This is a genomic window from Fuchsiella alkaliacetigena (assembly GCF_023227765.1).
GTDB classification, from domain to species: Bacteria; Bacillota; Halanaerobiia; order Halobacteroidales; family Acetohalobiaceae; genus Fuchsiella; species Fuchsiella alkaliacetigena.
The window spans coordinates 1-16,159 of the sequence record NZ_JALKBZ010000008.1 but is presented as its reverse complement, the minus strand read 5'-3'; the positions used below and the strand labels follow the sequence as shown (position 1 = coordinate 16,159).

19 protein-coding genes are annotated in these 16,159 nt (G+C 37.7%); 4 read left to right on the top strand and 15 right to left on the bottom strand.

Going from position 1 to position 16,159, the window contains the following annotated elements; genetic code table 11:
• Positions 1-116: 116 nt before the first annotated feature.
• From MWH30_RS03550 to MWH30_RS03510, 9 genes are all read right to left on the bottom strand, one after another.
• Positions 117-467 (bottom strand): type II toxin-antitoxin system PemK/MazF family toxin, encoded by a 351-nt coding sequence (locus tag MWH30_RS03550; protein WP_248662674.1) that lies wholly within the window; start codon positions 465-467, stop codon positions 117-119.
• 2 nt (positions 468-469) lie between these two features.
• Positions 470-724 carry a CopG family ribbon-helix-helix protein gene (locus MWH30_RS03545; protein ID WP_282706174.1) on the bottom strand — a complete coding sequence of 85 codons (255 nt, stop codon included), beginning with the start codon at positions 722-724 and terminating at the stop codon, positions 470-472.
• Between the two features lie 302 nt (positions 725-1,026).
• Positions 1,027-1,200 carry a hypothetical protein gene (locus MWH30_RS03540; protein WP_248662672.1) on the bottom strand — a complete coding sequence of 58 codons (174 nt, stop codon included), beginning with the start codon at positions 1,198-1,200 and terminating at the stop codon, positions 1,027-1,029.
• A gap of 146 nt (positions 1,201-1,346) precedes the next feature.
• Positions 1,347-3,590, bottom strand: coding sequence for an IGHMBP2 family helicase (locus tag MWH30_RS03535; protein ID WP_248662671.1), 2,244 nt, complete (start codon positions 3,588-3,590; stop codon positions 1,347-1,349).
• Between the two features lie 94 nt (positions 3,591-3,684).
• Complete coding sequence (gene elbB / locus MWH30_RS03530) at positions 3,685-4,350, bottom strand: isoprenoid biosynthesis glyoxalase ElbB (RefSeq protein ID WP_248662670.1); 666 nt, start codon at positions 4,348-4,350, stop codon at positions 3,685-3,687.
• A 102-nt stretch (positions 4,351-4,452) separates the two neighbouring features.
• Positions 4,453-4,899, bottom strand: a complete 447-nt coding sequence (locus tag MWH30_RS03525; protein ID WP_248662669.1) for a CBS domain-containing protein — start codon at positions 4,897-4,899, stop codon at positions 4,453-4,455.
• Positions 4,900-4,901: 2 nt separating this feature from the next.
• Positions 4,902-6,455: an NAD(P)H-hydrate dehydratase gene (locus MWH30_RS03520; RefSeq protein WP_248662668.1), complete on the bottom strand. Its 1,554-nt coding sequence runs from the start codon at positions 6,453-6,455 to the stop codon at positions 4,902-4,904.
• Position 6,456: 1 nt separating this feature from the next.
• Positions 6,457-6,843, bottom strand: coding sequence for a holo-ACP synthase (gene acpS, locus MWH30_RS03515; RefSeq protein ID WP_248662667.1), 387 nt, complete (start codon positions 6,841-6,843; stop codon positions 6,457-6,459).
• Positions 6,844-6,985: 142 nt separating this feature from the next.
• Positions 6,986-7,471 carry a TlpA family protein disulfide reductase gene (locus MWH30_RS03510; RefSeq protein WP_248662666.1) on the bottom strand — a complete coding sequence of 162 codons (486 nt, stop codon included), beginning with the start codon at positions 7,469-7,471 and terminating at the stop codon, positions 6,986-6,988.
• 374 nt (positions 7,472-7,845) lie between these two features.
• On the opposite strand from MWH30_RS03510, the gene MWH30_RS03505 reads away from it, so the two are divergent.
• Both MWH30_RS03505 and MWH30_RS03500 read left to right on the top strand, forming a co-directional pair.
• Positions 7,846-8,652: a DnaD domain protein gene (locus MWH30_RS03505; protein WP_248662665.1), complete on the top strand. Its 807-nt coding sequence runs from the start codon at positions 7,846-7,848 to the stop codon at positions 8,650-8,652.
• Between the two features lie 23 nt (positions 8,653-8,675).
• A complete protein-coding gene (locus tag MWH30_RS03500; RefSeq protein ID WP_248662664.1) occupies positions 8,676-9,503 on the top strand; it encodes a P-loop NTPase family protein in 828 nt (275 codons plus the stop codon).
• A gap of 50 nt (positions 9,504-9,553) precedes the next feature.
• Here MWH30_RS03500 and MWH30_RS03495 read toward each other — a convergent pair whose 3' ends face one another.
• Positions 9,554-10,474 carry a hypothetical protein gene (locus MWH30_RS03495; RefSeq protein ID WP_248662663.1) on the bottom strand — a complete coding sequence of 307 codons (921 nt, stop codon included), beginning with the start codon at positions 10,472-10,474 and terminating at the stop codon, positions 9,554-9,556.
• Between the two features lie 129 nt (positions 10,475-10,603).
• Between MWH30_RS03495 and MWH30_RS03490 the strand changes: the two genes are divergently transcribed.
• A complete protein-coding gene (locus tag MWH30_RS03490; protein ID WP_248662662.1) occupies positions 10,604-11,752 on the top strand; it encodes a S8 family peptidase in 1,149 nt (382 codons plus the stop codon).
• 7 nt (positions 11,753-11,759) lie between these two features.
• Here MWH30_RS03490 and MWH30_RS03485 read toward each other — a convergent pair whose 3' ends face one another.
• The 3 genes from MWH30_RS03485 to MWH30_RS03475 all read right to left on the bottom strand — a co-directional run bounded on the left by MWH30_RS03485 (position 11,760) and on the right by MWH30_RS03475 (position 13,586).
• Positions 11,760-12,176 (bottom strand): hypothetical protein, encoded by a 417-nt coding sequence (locus MWH30_RS03485; RefSeq protein ID WP_248662661.1) that lies wholly within the window; start codon positions 12,174-12,176, stop codon positions 11,760-11,762.
• A gap of 62 nt (positions 12,177-12,238) precedes the next feature.
• Positions 12,239-12,949, bottom strand: a complete 711-nt coding sequence (locus tag MWH30_RS03480; RefSeq protein WP_248662660.1) for a cytochrome c biogenesis CcdA family protein — start codon at positions 12,947-12,949, stop codon at positions 12,239-12,241.
• Positions 12,950-13,103: 154 nt separating this feature from the next.
• Positions 13,104-13,586 carry a hypothetical protein gene (locus MWH30_RS03475; protein WP_248662659.1) on the bottom strand — a complete coding sequence of 161 codons (483 nt, stop codon included), beginning with the start codon at positions 13,584-13,586 and terminating at the stop codon, positions 13,104-13,106.
• 541 nt (positions 13,587-14,127) lie between these two features.
• On the opposite strand from MWH30_RS03475, the gene MWH30_RS03470 reads away from it, so the two are divergent.
• A complete protein-coding gene (locus MWH30_RS03470) occupies positions 14,128-15,117 on the top strand; it encodes an AIR synthase family protein (protein WP_248662658.1) in 990 nt (329 codons plus the stop codon).
• A 13-nt stretch (positions 15,118-15,130) separates the two neighbouring features.
• On the opposite strand, the gene MWH30_RS03465 is transcribed toward MWH30_RS03470, so the two are convergent.
• On the bottom strand, positions 15,131-15,712 hold the full coding sequence (locus tag MWH30_RS03465) for a DUF6036 family nucleotidyltransferase (RefSeq protein ID WP_248662657.1): 582 nt from the start codon (positions 15,710-15,712) through the stop codon (positions 15,131-15,133).
• A gap of 2 nt (positions 15,713-15,714) precedes the next feature.
• Positions 15,715-15,954, bottom strand: coding sequence for a hypothetical protein (locus MWH30_RS03460; protein WP_248662656.1), 240 nt, complete (start codon positions 15,952-15,954; stop codon positions 15,715-15,717).
• Positions 15,955-16,159: the final 205 nt, after the last annotated feature.

Sequence of the window (16,159 nt, the reverse complement as noted above, 5' to 3'; positions counted from 1 at the left end):
AGATTTTTGTCAGAACTTAGTCTGTGTCCAATAGGTTTTAATCTTTTGAACTTTATAACAAAAAAGCTATTAATCCTATTGCAGATTAATAGCCCTGTTAATAATCCTTATCCAATTTAAAGATCAATTAAGCCTACACTAATCTCCAAAGCCTCATTCACATCACAAACAATTTCATTATCCAAATGAGTGACCTGACGCTCCAAACGTTTCTTATCAATAGTCCTGATCTGCTCCAATAAAATCACTGAATGTTTATCTAAGTTATACTTATCAGCATCAATCTCTACGTGGGTAGGTAGTTTAGCCTTATCAATCTTAGAAGTAATAGCTGCCACTATTACCGTAGGACTGTACTTATTGCCAATATCATTTTGAATAACCAATACAGGTCTAACTCCCCCCTGCTCTGAACCTACTACAGGGTTGAGATCTGCATAAAAAACATCTCCTCTTTTTATAGCCACAATTACTCACTCTCCGCTATCTGTGCTTCATAATTCAATAAGTCTTTACTTTCAGTCTTAAAACTAGTCTGGGCCAACTCCAAATTAATAGCTCCCATCTCTAAGTAGCCTTGTTTCATTTCTTTCTTAATTTCTTGTTTCCTTAAATCGGCAATATAAAGTCTCATTGCCTCCCGGACAAACTCACTCCGATTCTGATTCTTCTTTTGAGCAGCCCCATCGACTTCTTCTAATAGGCTATCCGGTAAACTAATCATAACCCGCTTTAGATTAGTCACATTTATCCACCTCCGCCAAAGATAACTCGGTACATAATAGTATATGCTGAATATGTATAAGGTGTGAAAAAAATATAGCTTAATATATATAATCAGGACATTAATAGTCTCTACAAATCAGCTTATAATATTCAACAATTTACTGAAGCAGCTTATAAATAAAATTGAGTAAAAAGAGACGTAAAAAATACGCCTCTATAAAAACTTGATAATAAACTATCAATATTGCTAGGCAAAGCCTTGCTGATTAAAAAATAATTGCGAGTTTTAAGCAAATCGAGCTAAGTTGACTCATAAACCTTCTTATCAGCCTTAATACCTTCCTCAGCCAACTCTAAATTAATTTTACCCATTTGAAAATAACCCTTTTTCATTTTAGACTTTAACTTATCCTTCAATTCTTGCTGGGGAGTATTTTCAAGCTGCTCCTTACTTTGGGACTCACTTTCGACCATTGGCTCCACCCCTTATTTAAAAATGAATTTAATAATTTATATTCATTATATCTTAAACTCAATAAGGATGTCAATAAGCTAAATAGATTACTAAGCTCAAATCTATTAGTAATTTATACCAAAGAAAGAACAACAAACAACAAAGCCTATAAAGCATAATAATAACCTTCATTGCGAATATACTCAACTAACTGGCGATAGGTATCGTTGCAACTAATAGTAGCTGAATCCCCAACTACAATCAACTTCCTTTTAGCTCTAGTCAAAGATACATTTAAACGCCTTAAATCCCTTAAAAAGCCTATATTTTGATACTGATTACTGCGCACTAAAGAAAGAATAATCACTTCTTTCTCTCGACCTTGAAATCCATCTACAGTGTTAACCTCTAACTCCTCTAGCATTAACTTCTGATTAATTAGCTCCACCTGATCCTTATAAGGAGTGATCACTGCTATATCTGTGGGGCTAATAGTTAGCTTAAGAGCTTCTTCTGCTATCTCCACTACAATATCGGCTTCAATGGAATTCTCTATAGAATTAGAGTCATTCTTTGATCTCTCAGGAGCATTCATTCCTTTAGTATCGAAAAAGACTATCGGTTCCGAAAATAAAAGCGCCTTCTCAGCAGGTCGACTACCACTAGGCTCTAAAATATCAAGATCGGCCAAAGTATGTTCAGCTACTTGGGAAGCACTCTTTAAAGAACTATCATAAAACTCTTGGCTGGAAAAGTTCATAATCAGATCATTCATCCGATACTGAACCTCTAGCAAACATCTAAGCTGATCTCCATAAAGATCGACTAAGCGTTCAAATAAAGAACACCCTAATCCTTCTTGCTCAGCACGAGCACTGAGCACAGTTGGCGGCAACTGCTTATGATCTCCTACCAAAACAGCCCGCTTAGACTTAACTAAAGGAATCAAAGTAGCCGGTTCTGTCGACTGAGTAGCTTCATCTACTACCAGTAGATCAAATTGGAAACCCTCTAAAATTTCAGATCCAGCAGTGGAATTGGTGGTACAGACTACCTCAGCCTTAGTTAGTAAGTCCTGTACCGCTTCTTCCTCTAAAGCTTCAATCCTATCAAAAAGCTGGTCAATCTTTTCCTGTAACTTCAACCACTGAGCCATCTGCTTAATCCTTTTAGGCGATACCCCTCTAAAACCCTGATTCTGTCTAGCCTTTTCCTTAATCTGTTGATTACTCATCCCTCTTCGCCAACGACCGCTAGGATGAGTTAAATCATCCTGTTGGTCTAACAGCTGATATGCCTCTCGGCGCAACTGAGTAGCCTGTTGATACTGAGGATGATCTTCAATTAAGTAGTCTAAGGTATGTTCACGCAAAGTAGGAGTCACTCGTACTGGATGACCTACCCGCACTACTTCCACTCCGGCCCTTACTAAGCGTTCAACCAGGTTATCAACAGCAGTATTAGAATCTGCTGTAGCTAAAATATCCTGTTCTGAACCAATAGCTTGTCTTAAAATTTCTATAGCTGTCATAGTTTTGCCGGTTCCTGGCGGGCCGTGAATTAAAAAGAAGTCCTGGACTGCTAAAGCCTTTTGTACTGCTTGTCGCTGAAACTTATTTAAATCTTGATTTTTAAAGTCTATCTCCGTTACTGGTTCTCCTAAATCTACTTCAGCTAAGCCTAAAAGCCTATCCCGCAGTTCAGCCAACCTCCCTGAAGCCTCTCTTACTTCTTCCAAAGCAGCTAACATTCGCTGAAAGGTAATATCATTTACATAAAGATCAGCTCTCAAACCCTTTCCGTAGAGAAAACCCGGGGGCTGCTGATCGAATAAGACAGTGATAGAGTAGTTAGTCTTTTCAGCTACCGTTCCAGTAGGATTATCGTCTCTTAACGGCTGGTCTTTGCTTAACATTACTAAATCGCCTACACTTATTTCGTTATCGGGGAGCTCTTCGCCACGGTGCTGGCGCATAAACTTAATCATCTGCTTACCACCAAAGGCTTCCCCTTCATCTCGACCTCGCAAATGAAGAATTGCTCTCCCACGTTCTTCTCTTTCATAACCGCTTAGGTTCTCCATTTCCAGCCTATGCTGTCGCATTTCAGCCTTTCTTTCCATTTCGACCAAGCGTTTAAACTTTTCTACATAGCTATTGATTTCATTAATCCGGGCCCGAACTTTATTATCAACATAAACTTCAACTTCGATTCCGGCCACTTGATTACCGTCCATTATCTCTACTACCTCTTCTGCCACATCTTCAGCTACTTCTACTAAAGCCTTAGCATTAACAAAATCTATCTTACCAATCTTAGCTCCATCTATATCCACTTCATTAGTAAAGGCCCCAACAATATCGCCAGGCCCTACATACTCTGGTAAGCCTTTAACAACTACGTTCACCATTCAGCTCCACCTCCAAAAAAATACACCCTGAACCCAGGGCGATTTTCTATAGTAGAAATTATATCAAAAAATATTTGGATAGTCAAAGAATGACTTAACTTAACTCTATTACTGCCTCAACTAACTTAGCTATCCCCACATCCACTTCAGCAATGGACTCAGCTAACATATAGGCAGGAGTACTAACTAACTTCAACTCTTCGTCAACTACTATCTCATCCACAGTTGACTCAACATGAGTAGCTGCTAGCTCTTTTTCTATATATTGAGCTGCTTCGTCAGCACTACAGCCAACAGTTAAGCGAGGAGTATAATCGGTATCGGCCAAAGCCTTAGCCACTACCAGCGGAGAGATACAGATAGCTCCTACTGGCTTTTTAGACTCTACCATAGTTAGTATCATCTCTTTAGTTTGGGGATTTATTCTGCACTCCTCTTCCCCAAAAGCATAATTAGTTAAGTTTTTGATAGCTCCTGCTCCGCCTGGCAGAATTAAAGCATCTAACTGAGCAGTATCCACCTTATCCACAGCCTGAATATCACCCCGAGCTATTCGGGCTGCCTCCACTAAAACATCACGATTTTCTCTTTCTATTTCATCCTCAGTCAAGTGGTTAATCACCTGAGCTTGTAATATATTAGGAGCTATAATCTCCACTTCACAGTCCTGCTTAGCTAAATGAAGAAGCGTCAACACTGCCTCATGGATTTCTGAGCCATCGTAAACACCACAGCCACTGAGTAAAACGCCAATTCTCATTTTACGAACCTCCCTGTTTATTATAACAATATTCTAATAGCAAAACCAATCTTTTAAGATTAGGTTTTAATCTTTTGAGCTTCATCTATCCTCTGTCCTCGCCTACTCAGCCATTACTCTGACTATATCTGCTCTGCTGATAATCCCCACTAGTTCATTGCCTTTTACTACCGGCACCCTATTGATATTCTCTACAGACATTAAGGTAGCAATCTCCTCGATAGGAGTTTCAGGATCTACAGAAATTACATCTTCGCTCATTACTTCTTTCACCTTAGTCCCCACCATCTTTTTAAAGTCTTCTTCAAAGCTATTAAAGCTTTCCAAATAAATGATACTATCCAAAAAATAAATATACTCCGGAAAATTCAGCTTCTTATTACGTACAATTAAATCCTGTTCAGTGATAATTCCTATTAATTGACCTTCATCATCAAGTACAGGTAAACCACTAATCTTATTCTCAGATAAAATCTTAGCTGCTTCCTTGACAGTCTCCTCTGCTCCTACAGTAATTACTTCGGTAGTCATTATTTCTTTAGCTAACATAACTATCCCTCCTTTAAATATTTATAAGCTTTAGGCAAAGCTTTAATTAAATCACTAGCCATAAGCGTATAGGTTGTTTCAGTTTTTAAAGCTAAATCGCCTGCTAAACCGTGCAAAAATACTCCTAAAACTGCTCCTGAAGCAGCGTCTAATCCCTGAGCTAAGAGACCAGCAATAATTCCAGTCAGCACATCGCCGCTCCCTGCCGAAGCTAGTCCCGAATTACCAGTAGAATTAATATATATTTTCCCGTTAGGCAGAGCCACTACTGTAGCTGCTCCTTTTAAAACCAAAACTACCCCTAAGTCCTGAGCCACATTTTGAGCTATCTCCACTCTATTAGCTTGAATCTTTGCTACTGAAGTATTCAGCATTCGCGCCAATTCTCCAGGGTGGGGGGTCAAAACAGTAGCTTCACTTCTCTCCTGCAACAAATCCAGCTTAGGTAGTCCTGTTAAGCCACCCGCATCAACAACTAACGGCATCTCTAACTTAGGTAGTAGTTTTTTCAAAAGCTTAGTTAACTCTTTGTTTACAGCTAAACCGGGCCCGATAGCCAGTACATCCCGTCCTTCACTTAACTGCTGAATCTTTCCTGCAGCCTTAGCCGCTAGAGTACCTTGTTTACTTTCAGGCAAAGCTTTAGTCATCACTTCCGTCAACTTCAGCTCCATCATAGTACTCAAGCTAGCTGGCAAAGCTAAAGTAACTAAGCCAGCTCCGCTTTTAAGAACAGCTTGACTACACAAACTAGCTGCCCCAGTCATCCCCGGCGAAGCAGCCACTACCAACACATCGCCAAAAGTACCTTTGTGACCAGTAGGATCTCTCTCTGGTACTAAACCACGAGCTAAACGATTAGTAATTAACTCTTTTTGCAACTCCTGCTCGGCTATTACCTGCTTTGGTAAGCTAATATCGGCTACCTCCAGCTCACCTATGTACTTACGTCCTGGGTAAAGCATTAGACCTAGTTTAGGTAGTCCCAAAGTCACAGTCTTAGTAGCTTGAATAGCAGCTCCACAAGCTTGACCGCTATCAGCATGCAGTCCCGAAGGAATATCTATAGCTACCACTGGCGAGTTACTTTGATTAATAGCAGTTATTAATTCCGGTAAAATCCCCCGCAACTGGCCTTCGATTCCAGTACCTAGAATTCCATCCACTATCAAGTCCACTATCTGCAAATGAGGCTTTAAATAGTTCAAATCATCCTGATCCTCTATCTCTTCTATTTTAAAACCTAACTTCCTTAAAATATAAAGATTTACTTTAGCTTCACCGCTAACCTGGCCAATCTGTCCTACCAAAAAAACTCGCACTTGTAGACCTAAATTATGTAATAACCGTGCCACTACCAAAGCATCGCCGCCATTATTACCAGTACCAGCTAAAATTAAAACTTCAGCCTTTTTAAGTGGAGCGGATAACAGCTCTTTGACCGTCTTAGCTACTGCCTGTCCTGCATTTTCCATTAAAACTACTCCAGGAATCCCTACTTCTTCAATACTTTGTTGATCTATTTTTTGCATCTCCTGGGCCGTAACAAGTTTCATCCTAATCCTCCTCTCCAGCTAAGGCCACCGCCTGAGCTACAGCATACTCCTTAGTATGGGAAAGACTAATCAAAACCTCTTTAATCTGCAAACTATCCACCTTAACTAAGCCCTGTTCAGAAAACTTTATCTCTGGCTTACCTAAACTGTCCTTAACTACTTCAATATCAGTCCAGGCTAAATCCCGCAGTCCCGTTCCTAAAGCCTTAAGTACAGCCTCTTTAGCTGCAAAACGCGCTGCAAAACTAAGCTCTGGCTGGCCTTGAGTTAAGCAATAATCGATCTCTTGAGCTGTAAAGATCCGTCTTTGAAAACGCTTTTCTCGTTTAGCTAAAGCTTCTTTAATTCGCTGTACCTCTATTATATCCACGCCAATTCCTTTAATCATTCTTTAACTCCTCTGTCTGCTTATATATAGTTGGTATATATTATACCAGATAATAGGAAATTTATCTACACTGCTTAGCTAATATTTGCAAAAAAATAAAGCCGCTCGAAATAGTTTCATTCCAAGCGACCTTAGCTAAAAATTAAAGCTCTCTATCTAAAAGTCCATTAATTTCACTCTGACTCCAAGTTCCATAATACTCGAACTTTTGCTTTCCATCAAGATCTATAAAAATCATCTTCGGCACTGAACTAACCAAATACTCCTCAGCTACCTCCATAGAAGTATCCATTAGCACCGGAATATCATAACCATTCTCTTCCATGAAGCTTTTAGTCTGTGCTAATGAAGTTCTGACATTAATCATAAAAAATTCACTTCGCTCCTTATTCTCATTATAGGTCTCTTGAAATTCCGGCATAGCTTCAACACAGCTAATACAAGTAGGATCCCAAAACTTAATAAAAATCGGTTTCTCACCAATATAATCGGAAAGAGTTACTTCATTACCTTCTAGATCAGTCAAAGTAAAGTCCGGCGCCTCCTCAGTTCCTACTCCTACACAAGCAGTTATAGTTAAAGATAAAATTAAGATAATTATAAGTAATAAATTTCTTTTCAAATTCATATTTTTACTCCTTTCCAAAGGTTAACACGAATTCAATCGCATTTTATCATAAAAATTTGACAAAACTATGAAGTCTTCTGTCAGGTAAACAATTAAAACAATATCTGTCTAATGTTTCATAGGTTTTAATCTTTTGAACTTTATCTATTCTCTATCATTTGAATAAATGTATCTTTAAATCCCGAATAACTGCATTACTTATTGAAAATTGGGTTAAAATATATTATAATTAGCATACTGAAAATTAAGTAAAGCTTAAACACAGTTTTTAAAAACAAAGATAGTTAAAAAATATACATAGTCTTGTTAAGTTATTTGTGATTTACTTCGTTATATTGCTGGCCTTGAATCAGGAAAGGAGTGAAATAACAGTCATGTTAGAAGATATGTTCAACCCTAACTTTATTAAAGCTAAAAAATCAACTTCAGGTTCTTTTCAGATTCAAGAAAGAATCTTAGCCGATACTCAGCTCAATAGCACTCAAAAGTTAGTTTACATAGCCTTACTCAGTTTAAGCTCAGCCGAATACCTAAGTTATGAAGAGTTAGCTCGCAGAGCTAGTTCTTCTCAACAGGAAGTAATTGAAGCTATCGGGATATTAATTGAAAAGGGCTATCTTAAATTAAAAAAACCCCAAGATGCCCAGCTTAAAAAAGAACTACCCCAGCTACATATAGTAGATTTAGAGTACTTAAGAGTATTCCGAAAGTACGCTCAAAAGGAAAATCATCCTCAGTTAATTAATAGAATTACTGACTTTACTAAGCCTCTTCCTAGTCCTAGGGAACTACTAGGCTTGCTCCCAAAAAATAAAGAGAAGACTTCCCAAAATGAGGAAGAGATTAGTTGGGAAGATATTAATAAAATCTACTTTAAAACCTTTTCTACAATGATGAACAGTATTATTAAAGATGATATTGAAGCTTATATTAACGAAGGAGGCATGGATAAAGAATTAATAATCTTTGCTCTCAAAGAATCAGCATTAGCTAACGCTAAAAATTTTAAATATACTAAAAAAATGTTGGATGACTGGCAAAGTCAAGATATTACCAGCATTGCTGAAGCTAAACAAGCTAAAGAGGATTATAATCAACAAAGCGAAGAAGAGATGGATTTAGCTCCTAGTTCTTATGATGATCCGGAAGTAGATGAAATCCTACGTAAAATAATTAAATAGTTTTAGAAAGGAGAAAGCAGTTAATGGAAATAGATAAAAAATGGTCCAAAAAAAATTCAGACACAGATTCTCATAAAGTGGACTGGCAGCAAAAGTTAAAACAGATTAAAGAATCAGCTGCCACTAAGGAACAGCCCCAGCTTGATCAAGAGGATTTCATCAGCCAGGCTAAGCAACAGTTAATTAATAAAGCAGAAATTCCAACTAAATATCAAGAAGCTAGCTTTGATAACTACAGTATAGATCAACAAAACAGCGATAAAATTGCTCACATTCAAGAGTACTTAAATAACTTTCGTGAACATAAAAAGCGAGGAGACTGTATTTATATATACGGCAGCTCACCAGGAACTGGCAAGACCCATTTAGCAGTATCTATTTTCAAAGAGCTAATGAACTTTTACTTACGTGATATCTATGCTGAAAATAAAGAAAAATGGGATATTCAAATCGGTAAGTTCGATATTTCAAACTACCTAGCTCCCTTTAAGTTTATTGAAAGCTCCGATTACTTTCAAAAGCTTAGAAACTCTTATAACCGAGGGAGTAAAGAACGAGAACATCAGCTATTAAGTAAAACTAAACGTCCAGCGGTGCTACTCTGGGACGATATTCTCACGGAAAGAGATAATGAGTGGGCCCTAGAAAGAATGCATATGATTCTCAACCATCGCTATAATAACAAAAAAATCACTATTTTTACCTCTAATTTTTTCTTTGACTTTTTTCGCAAGATAGTCAGTGATAACCGCAAAGTGCAAAAACAAGGAGAGCGAATTTTCTCTCGTTTATTTAGCATGTGCGAAGCTTGTACTATAGAAATCGATGGTCAAGATCGTCGTTTAAGATAGAAAATAGTTCTAAAAAGGCTAGTAACTTAAGTTACTAGCCTTTTTAGCTTTTAATCTGAATCTGAGAACAGATCTTCTAATTCAGAGATTTCAACTAAAAAGTCGCTTTCTAAATCAGGCTCTTGCTCTGCGGAACCCTGCTTAACTAAGTTGCTTAGCTCTTTAATAGCTTCCACTAGTTGATCGATATTATCTGCAATCTCCCTAGCATGTAAAGTAATAATCTTTAAATTATCACAAGCCTCTTGTAAGTATTCGGTTTTCCTTGGATCATCCTGATTAAATTCAAGTTTAGACTTTTCTTGGTTAGAGCTAGGCTTTCCTTTACTAGTACTGGACTTTCTTTTGCTGGAGGACTTTCCTTGACTATAGTCCCTTCTATTACCCTTAACCTTCTTTATTCTCGGCTTGGCTTGGACATTTTCACTATCTGCTTTAAGCTCTTCTTCGCTATCAGTTTCTACCTCTTCTCCGTCATCTACTTCAAACTCTTCTTCGCTATCTGCTTCAAACTCCTCCTTAAGATCTATTTCAAAATCCTCCTCATTATCTGCTTCAAGCTTCTCCTCTTCGTCAGTCCCTAACAATTTATTACGAGCTTCCTGATCCCGCTTTTCTGCTTCTAACTCCAATTCAGCCTCTAACTCTGCCTCTAAATCCGAAGACGTTGACTCTGCTAACTGTGAAGATTCCATCTCTATTGAAGAGCTACTTTCTTCTTGCATAGTATCTTTTTCATCTTCAACTATATTTTCTTCAGTCTCAACAACCTCTTTAGCTTTATTATCCTCTGTATCTTGTGATGGAGGCTGAGGCTGCTCCTCTTTTGTCGCTTTGCTACTTTCTTGCTCTGCTCCTTGCTTACTCTCGGCTGACTCTTCTTGGGGAGTACTTTTTTTACGCCGCGATTTAAAATGACTGCCCTTAATTTTAACCTTAGCTCCATTCTTTTTGAAGTTATCTAATCCCATAATTCTCCCTCCTCTATTCACAGTCTATGCTGGACAGCTATAGACTATGATGTAAATAGATAAATAACCTTCCCATTCTGCCAACAAAGAACATAGACTGTAATAAATGTACTTTCCAGGAGGGATAAAATGCTTTCCAAAAAGTTATTAAAAACAAAATTCCTAGCTAATTTGTTTAATTTCAAAAATAAAAAGCAATCAACTAGCCCAAAAAACTCTCAATATATTATTATTCCTAAGAACAGCTCAGCTAAGCAAAACACCGAAAGTAAAATAACTAACAGCAAAGCTAAACTAATTAAAAAACTCTCTTTAATCAACGGCTATGTCTGCCAAGCCGAGGAAAAGATTATAAAAAAGCTCCAAACTAAACAGAGTATAGCCCGAATAGATGCAGACTTGATTTTACAGATTAATAAAAATGAAGAGGAAGAAGAAGTAATTCCTTGGGGTGTAAAAACTATTCAAGCTCTAGAAGCCTGGGCCCACTTTCGCAAAGTACAAGTAGGAGTCATTGATACCGGGGTAGATCTAAACCACCACGACCTTGCTCCTATCAAAAAAGGAGTTAATATAGCTGAACCTAAAAGTACACCTCAAGACTTTCACGGCCATGGTACTCATATCTCTGGTACCATTGCTGGACGTAAAAACGGTAAAGGAGTACTAGGCATAGTTCCTGACGCTGAACTTTATCCAATTCAAATCTTCGATAAACAGGGAGAAGCTCATCTATCTTCGTTAATTGAAGCTCTAGAATGGAGTATTGATAATCAGTTACAAGTATTAAATATGAGCTTTGGAACTACTGAGCATAACTATAGCTTAAAAGATGCAGTACAAAAAGCCTATCAAGCAGGAGTTATTATGGTAGCAGCAGCAGGAAATAACAGCACCTCGCCAATAGAGTTCCCGGCTCGCTATCCGGAAGTCATTGGCGTAGGAGCTGTCAATAAAGAAAATAAGCCTGCCTCCTTCAGTAATTACGGGCCCGAGTTAGATCTATTAGCTCCAGGAGTCAAGATTAAATCTACCTGGAAAAATAATAGCTTTAGAAAATTAAACGGAACCTCTATGGCAGCAGCCCACGTAAGCGGCGCAATTGCCTTTTTACTCAGTATCTTTAATAAACTGCAACCATTAGAAGTTAAAGAGATACTAAAAACCGGAGCCTATAAATTAGATGGGGTGCCTACTTGCAAACAAGGAGCTGGAGTGGTTAATGCCTTAGCAAGTATTAAAATTGCTCAAGAAATGCTGCTTAACGGTGATAAATAAGCGACTATTAATCTAAATTATTAGTCAACTGTTCCAGCAAGGACTTAATTACCACCTGCATTAACAGATTATCCAAAGTTGGCTTATCTAAATCCTCAGACTGCGAAAGTAAAGACTCAATATCCAGCTTTTGAATAGTATCCGAATCCAGCTCCGCAGCAGAAGAGACATCGGCTTCCTCTGCTACTAAAGGAGCAATACTCTCAACCGCACTAACCAGTTTATCTATATCATTAGCAAAAGTACGCAGTTGATAGACCATACCTTTCAGATTAGTACAAGAAGAGCAGCTAGCTTGATCCTCCTTACTTTCTAAAGCAGCAGTCTCTTCTGCTACGGAAGAAAGTTCTACCTCAGCTTCTGCTTCGCTCTGAGATGAATTTTTTAGCAGCTTTTCTCTTTCTTCAAGGTGCTTATGATCCATACTTCCATCCCCTCCTTGTTACAGTTATATGTTATCACTAGGAGAGCTATGTTTAAATAAACCTAATAAGCAATATTCATCAAACTTTGCAGCATATTAGTATAAACCAAAACTCCCATTATAATTAAGAGAATCCCGCTAATAATAGATATTTTATTTAAGTGCTTATTTAACTTTTTAAGGTGAGTAAACAAATAACCTATAAAGAGAGTAACTATTAAAAAAGGAATAGCCAAACCTAAAGAATATACAGCCAACAGTCCTCCCCCAGTCCAGATAGTCTGCGCCGAGCCAGCATAGATTAAAATTGAAGATAAAATAGGGCCACTACAGGGATTCCAGCCTACTGAAAAGAACATCCCCAATAAAAAAGAACTAATCGCTGTTCTTTCTTTAGGCTGATAGTCCACCTGTTTACCCCGATAAAGAAAAGGTAGCTTAATTAAGCCTGTTAAATGCAATCCAAAAATGATAATCACTATCCCACCTATTCGACGGATCAGATTCTGATTACGCAGTACTATCTGCCCAATCAAGGTAGCCGACATACCTAGAACAACAAAGACTAAAGAAAAACCTAAAATAAACATTACTGAGTTTAAATAAAGCTTCTTCTTAACTCTATTTAGGGCCCGCTCTCCCTTAACCTCTTCTATGGAAGCGCCGGATAAATAAGTAACGTAAGTAGGTATTAAAGGTAATACACAAGGGGTCATAAAGGAAGCCAAGCCGGCCCCAAAAGCAATTAATATAGTCACTTCTTCTCCAAACATTCAGAACTCCTCCTAATTTAATTTACAGCTATATTTAAGCCATTATAACTTATAAATATCAATAATTTGTGAACAGACAATAAAGCCAAAATGAAAAACACTCTACTAGCCTTAGCAGCTTTCGAGTGCAATTAGAAAAAATATATTAATTATCTTAATAGCGATAACCAACTCCAATCATTAAATCAGGCATTCCCGCATCAATCTTACCAGTCATACCTACTCGCAAATCAAGCTGATGATCCAAATTATACCTAGCTCCTAATTTATACACAAAGTCTACATCATCATCGATTAACAGATTTACCTCTCCAATAGCTAATAGATCTGACTTAACGCTACGGGCCCCATTCAAGCCTATAAAAGAGCTCCCCTCCATAAAACCGCCTAATAAAGCTGCATTATTTTGGAACTGATACTTAAGTCCTAGTCTATTGTAAGCACCTACATTACCTATTACAGCTAATTCATTAGTTAATCCATACTCCCCACCTAGACTTAAGTCATCACCACCTACTATCATTCCACTTACCACTCCACCATTGCTAAGCACCCCTGGACTATGTAAGGCTAAAGCTGTTCCAGAAAACAGAGAAATGATTAAGATCATTACTAAAGCTAAACTTAATTTTTTCATGCTTTTGCTCCCCTTCTAAATTGATAGTCTTTGATTAATATCTTATTCTATTTGTTACTTGTTAATTCCTGCTTAGTTTTATTCAAATGATAGAGGACAGATAGGTTCAAAACATTAAAACCTTTTTGACACAGACTAAGTTCTGACTAAAATCTGACTAGACCTTAAAAATCTTTAAAATCCATTGAAAACACTAATAAACATAAATTAACAATAATAAAAACCTTTAAATAATTTTTTTGAACTTATGTTTTAATGTTTAATCAGAACTTAGTCAGATTTTAGTCACCCCAAAAGTACTTCCTCAAGAAGCAAAAAACGCTTCCCAAAGTAATGACTAGCTAAAGTTCAAGCGGCGTTTCAGGGCGCTGTGTCAAATAGAACTTGAACTTTATTTCTTGATCTTAATTTATCACCATTGGCACTAGCTTTGCGTCGCCTCTATCCTCTATCATCTGTCCTCTGAAATAATAATAATTTGACTTTAATCCCAAATAATAATAAGATATTAAGCAGCAACAAACTAAATGAGGTGAAATAAATGGACTTAGGAAAGGTTAACACTAACCACTTAAAAAACTTAATTTTAAATAGAATTTCAGCTAATCACGAAGACGTCTTAGTACGGCCTAAAATCGGTGAAGACTCAGCAGTAATCGACTTTGGAGAGTTCGTAGCGGTGATCTCTTCTGATCCAATCACCGGAGTGCAAGAGGGAATGGGGAGTCTAGCTGTCAACGTAGCCTGTAACGATATAGCTGCTAATGGGGCTGAGCCAATTGGCATTCAGGAAATCCTGCTAGTTCCCCCAGGAACAGCAGAAGAGGAAGTTGCTGCTATTGTGGAGGATATAGATAAAGCAGCTCAGGAGTTGGGAATAGATATTCTCGGCGGACATACTGAAGTAACCGAGGTGGTTAATCAGCCTCTAGTCTGCTGTACTGCTATCGGCAAGACTACTAAGGATAAGTTCGTAACCTCCTCCGGAGCTAAAATAGGCGACGATATTATAGTGACTAAGTGGACTGGGCTGGAGGGAACGGTGATTTTGGCTGTTGATTTTGAGAAGGAATTATTAGCGGCAGGTGTTGAGCCGGAATTATTAGCAGAGGCTAAAGCTTTAGCAGAACAGTTAAGCGTACTCCCCGAAGGCTTAATCGGAGCTGAATTAGGCGTTAATGCTATGCATGATACTACCGAGGGTGGACTCTATGGTTCACTATATGAATTAGCTGAGGCTGCCGAGATAGGCTTTAGAATTGATAAAGAGCTATTACCTTTACATAAAGCTACGCAAGCTATCAGTGAAGCTTTAGAGATCGATCCGTGCTCTTTAATCGGTTCGGGAATGATGATTATCACTGCTGATGATGGTCAGCAAGTAGTTAAGGAATTACAAGAAAACGAAATTAAGGCTACTCTAATTGGAGAAATTATTGAGGGGCAGAGAATAATTGAAACACAAGAAGGGAAAGTTGAACTTAATAAGGCACCCCAAGACGAACTATGGCGACTTTTAGAAGAAAAGTAGGACTTAACGAGTCCTACTTTATATTTTGCTCAACCTCCTCCTTAAACTGTGTTGCTTCTTTTATCGTTTTCTCTTCCTTAGCCTTAACCAAAAGATAATCCCAGTCTATATCTTCATAATTAAGAAAGATCATCCCTAGAATCCACTCTCGGTCAGCATGTTCATTCCAATACTTATACCTATTTAAGCGATCAATAATTATATCTTCAATACCAATTATATAAGCACTTAAAGCATCATCTATCTTCACTTCAACTACTTTATCCCAACTGCCAGCTAAGGGCCCTGAAGGAACTTCAATAGCAATATCCATTTCTGATAAAGTCCAATACTTGCCTTCCTTAATAAATCCTAATGGGGCCAATAATTTATCTATTTCCTCGACTGAAGCTCCACAAATTAGATCAATATCCATAGTAGCATAACCACCAACAGTATAAAACTCTACTGCCTGTCCACCAACAATAATCGGCTTAATATTTAAGCTAGCTAGTGCTTCGGTGACAACAGCCACAATTCCTAACTTTTTGAATAATTCATCTTCATTTGAATTAATTATCTCCTTAACCTTATCTTTTAACTGTTCCGTATCCATTATCAATCATTCCTTTTAAAGTCAATTCTATACTTTCGCTGACCGAGCTTCTCCAAAACCCCTTCTTCTAAAAAACGTTCTCGCTTCTGTTCAGCTAATTTAAATAACAATAAACGTTTATCCGGATTTCGCTCTCTTAATCCCTGGCTAGGCTCTTTATCGAGACTATCTCTCAATTTTAAAAAGTCAAGCCTAGCACTTTTTCTCTTTTGCTTATATTCTAAATAAGAAATTCTGCGCATCAAATCATCCCTCCCGCAACTTTTCTCATTAGACCTCTTCCTCTTTGTAACCTTCTTCTAGATAAGTCTTAATCTCTTTGTTCTCACCCCTGTGTACTAGAGTTTTTCGATTCTTTTTTTAAGAACTTCCTGTTGTGTTATTTTGTTAATAGAATATCCATTAACAATTTAAATCTTTGCACTTCACCTTAATTTTTCAATCAAA

Coding starts and splice junctions, on each gene's coding strand:
- MWH30_RS03545 (WP_282706174.1), bottom strand. CDS start 724: ATGATTAGTTTACCGGATAGCCTATTAGAAGAAGTCGATGGGGCTGCT.
- MWH30_RS03540 (WP_248662672.1), bottom strand. CDS start 1,200: ATGGTCGAAAGTGAGTCCCAAAGTAAGGAGCAGCTTGAAAATACTCCC.
- MWH30_RS03535 (WP_248662671.1), bottom strand. CDS start 3,590: ATGGTGAACGTAGTTGTTAAAGGCTTACCAGAGTATGTAGGGCCTGGC.
- elbB (WP_248662670.1), bottom strand. CDS start 4,350: ATGAGAATTGGCGTTTTACTCAGTGGCTGTGGTGTTTACGATGGCTCA.
- MWH30_RS03525 (WP_248662669.1), bottom strand. CDS start 4,899: ATGTTAGCTAAAGAAATAATGACTACCGAAGTAATTACTGTAGGAGCA.
- MWH30_RS03520 (WP_248662668.1), bottom strand. CDS start 6,455: ATGAAACTTGTTACGGCCCAGGAGATGCAAAAAATAGATCAACAAAGT.
- acpS (WP_248662667.1), bottom strand. CDS start 6,843: ATGATTAAAGGAATTGGCGTGGATATAATAGAGGTACAGCGAATTAAA.
- MWH30_RS03510 (WP_248662666.1), bottom strand. CDS start 7,471: ATGAATTTGAAAAGAAATTTATTACTTATAATTATCTTAATTTTATCT.
- MWH30_RS03505 (WP_248662665.1), top strand. CDS start 7,846: ATGTTAGAAGATATGTTCAACCCTAACTTTATTAAAGCTAAAAAATCA.
- MWH30_RS03500 (WP_248662664.1), top strand. CDS start 8,676: ATGGAAATAGATAAAAAATGGTCCAAAAAAAATTCAGACACAGATTCT.
- MWH30_RS03495 (WP_248662663.1), bottom strand. CDS start 10,474: ATGGGATTAGATAACTTCAAAAAGAATGGAGCTAAGGTTAAAATTAAG.
- MWH30_RS03490 (WP_248662662.1), top strand. CDS start 10,604: ATGCTTTCCAAAAAGTTATTAAAAACAAAATTCCTAGCTAATTTGTTT.
- MWH30_RS03485 (WP_248662661.1), bottom strand. CDS start 12,176: ATGGATCATAAGCACCTTGAAGAAAGAGAAAAGCTGCTAAAAAATTCA.
- MWH30_RS03480 (WP_248662660.1), bottom strand. CDS start 12,949: ATGTTTGGAGAAGAAGTGACTATATTAATTGCTTTTGGGGCCGGCTTG.
- MWH30_RS03475 (WP_248662659.1), bottom strand. CDS start 13,586: ATGAAAAAATTAAGTTTAGCTTTAGTAATGATCTTAATCATTTCTCTG.
- MWH30_RS03470 (WP_248662658.1), top strand. CDS start 14,128: ATGGACTTAGGAAAGGTTAACACTAACCACTTAAAAAACTTAATTTTA.
- MWH30_RS03465 (WP_248662657.1), bottom strand. CDS start 15,712: ATGGATACGGAACAGTTAAAAGATAAGGTTAAGGAGATAATTAATTCA.
- MWH30_RS03460 (WP_248662656.1), bottom strand. CDS start 15,954: ATGCGCAGAATTTCTTATTTAGAATATAAGCAAAAGAGAAAAAGTGCT.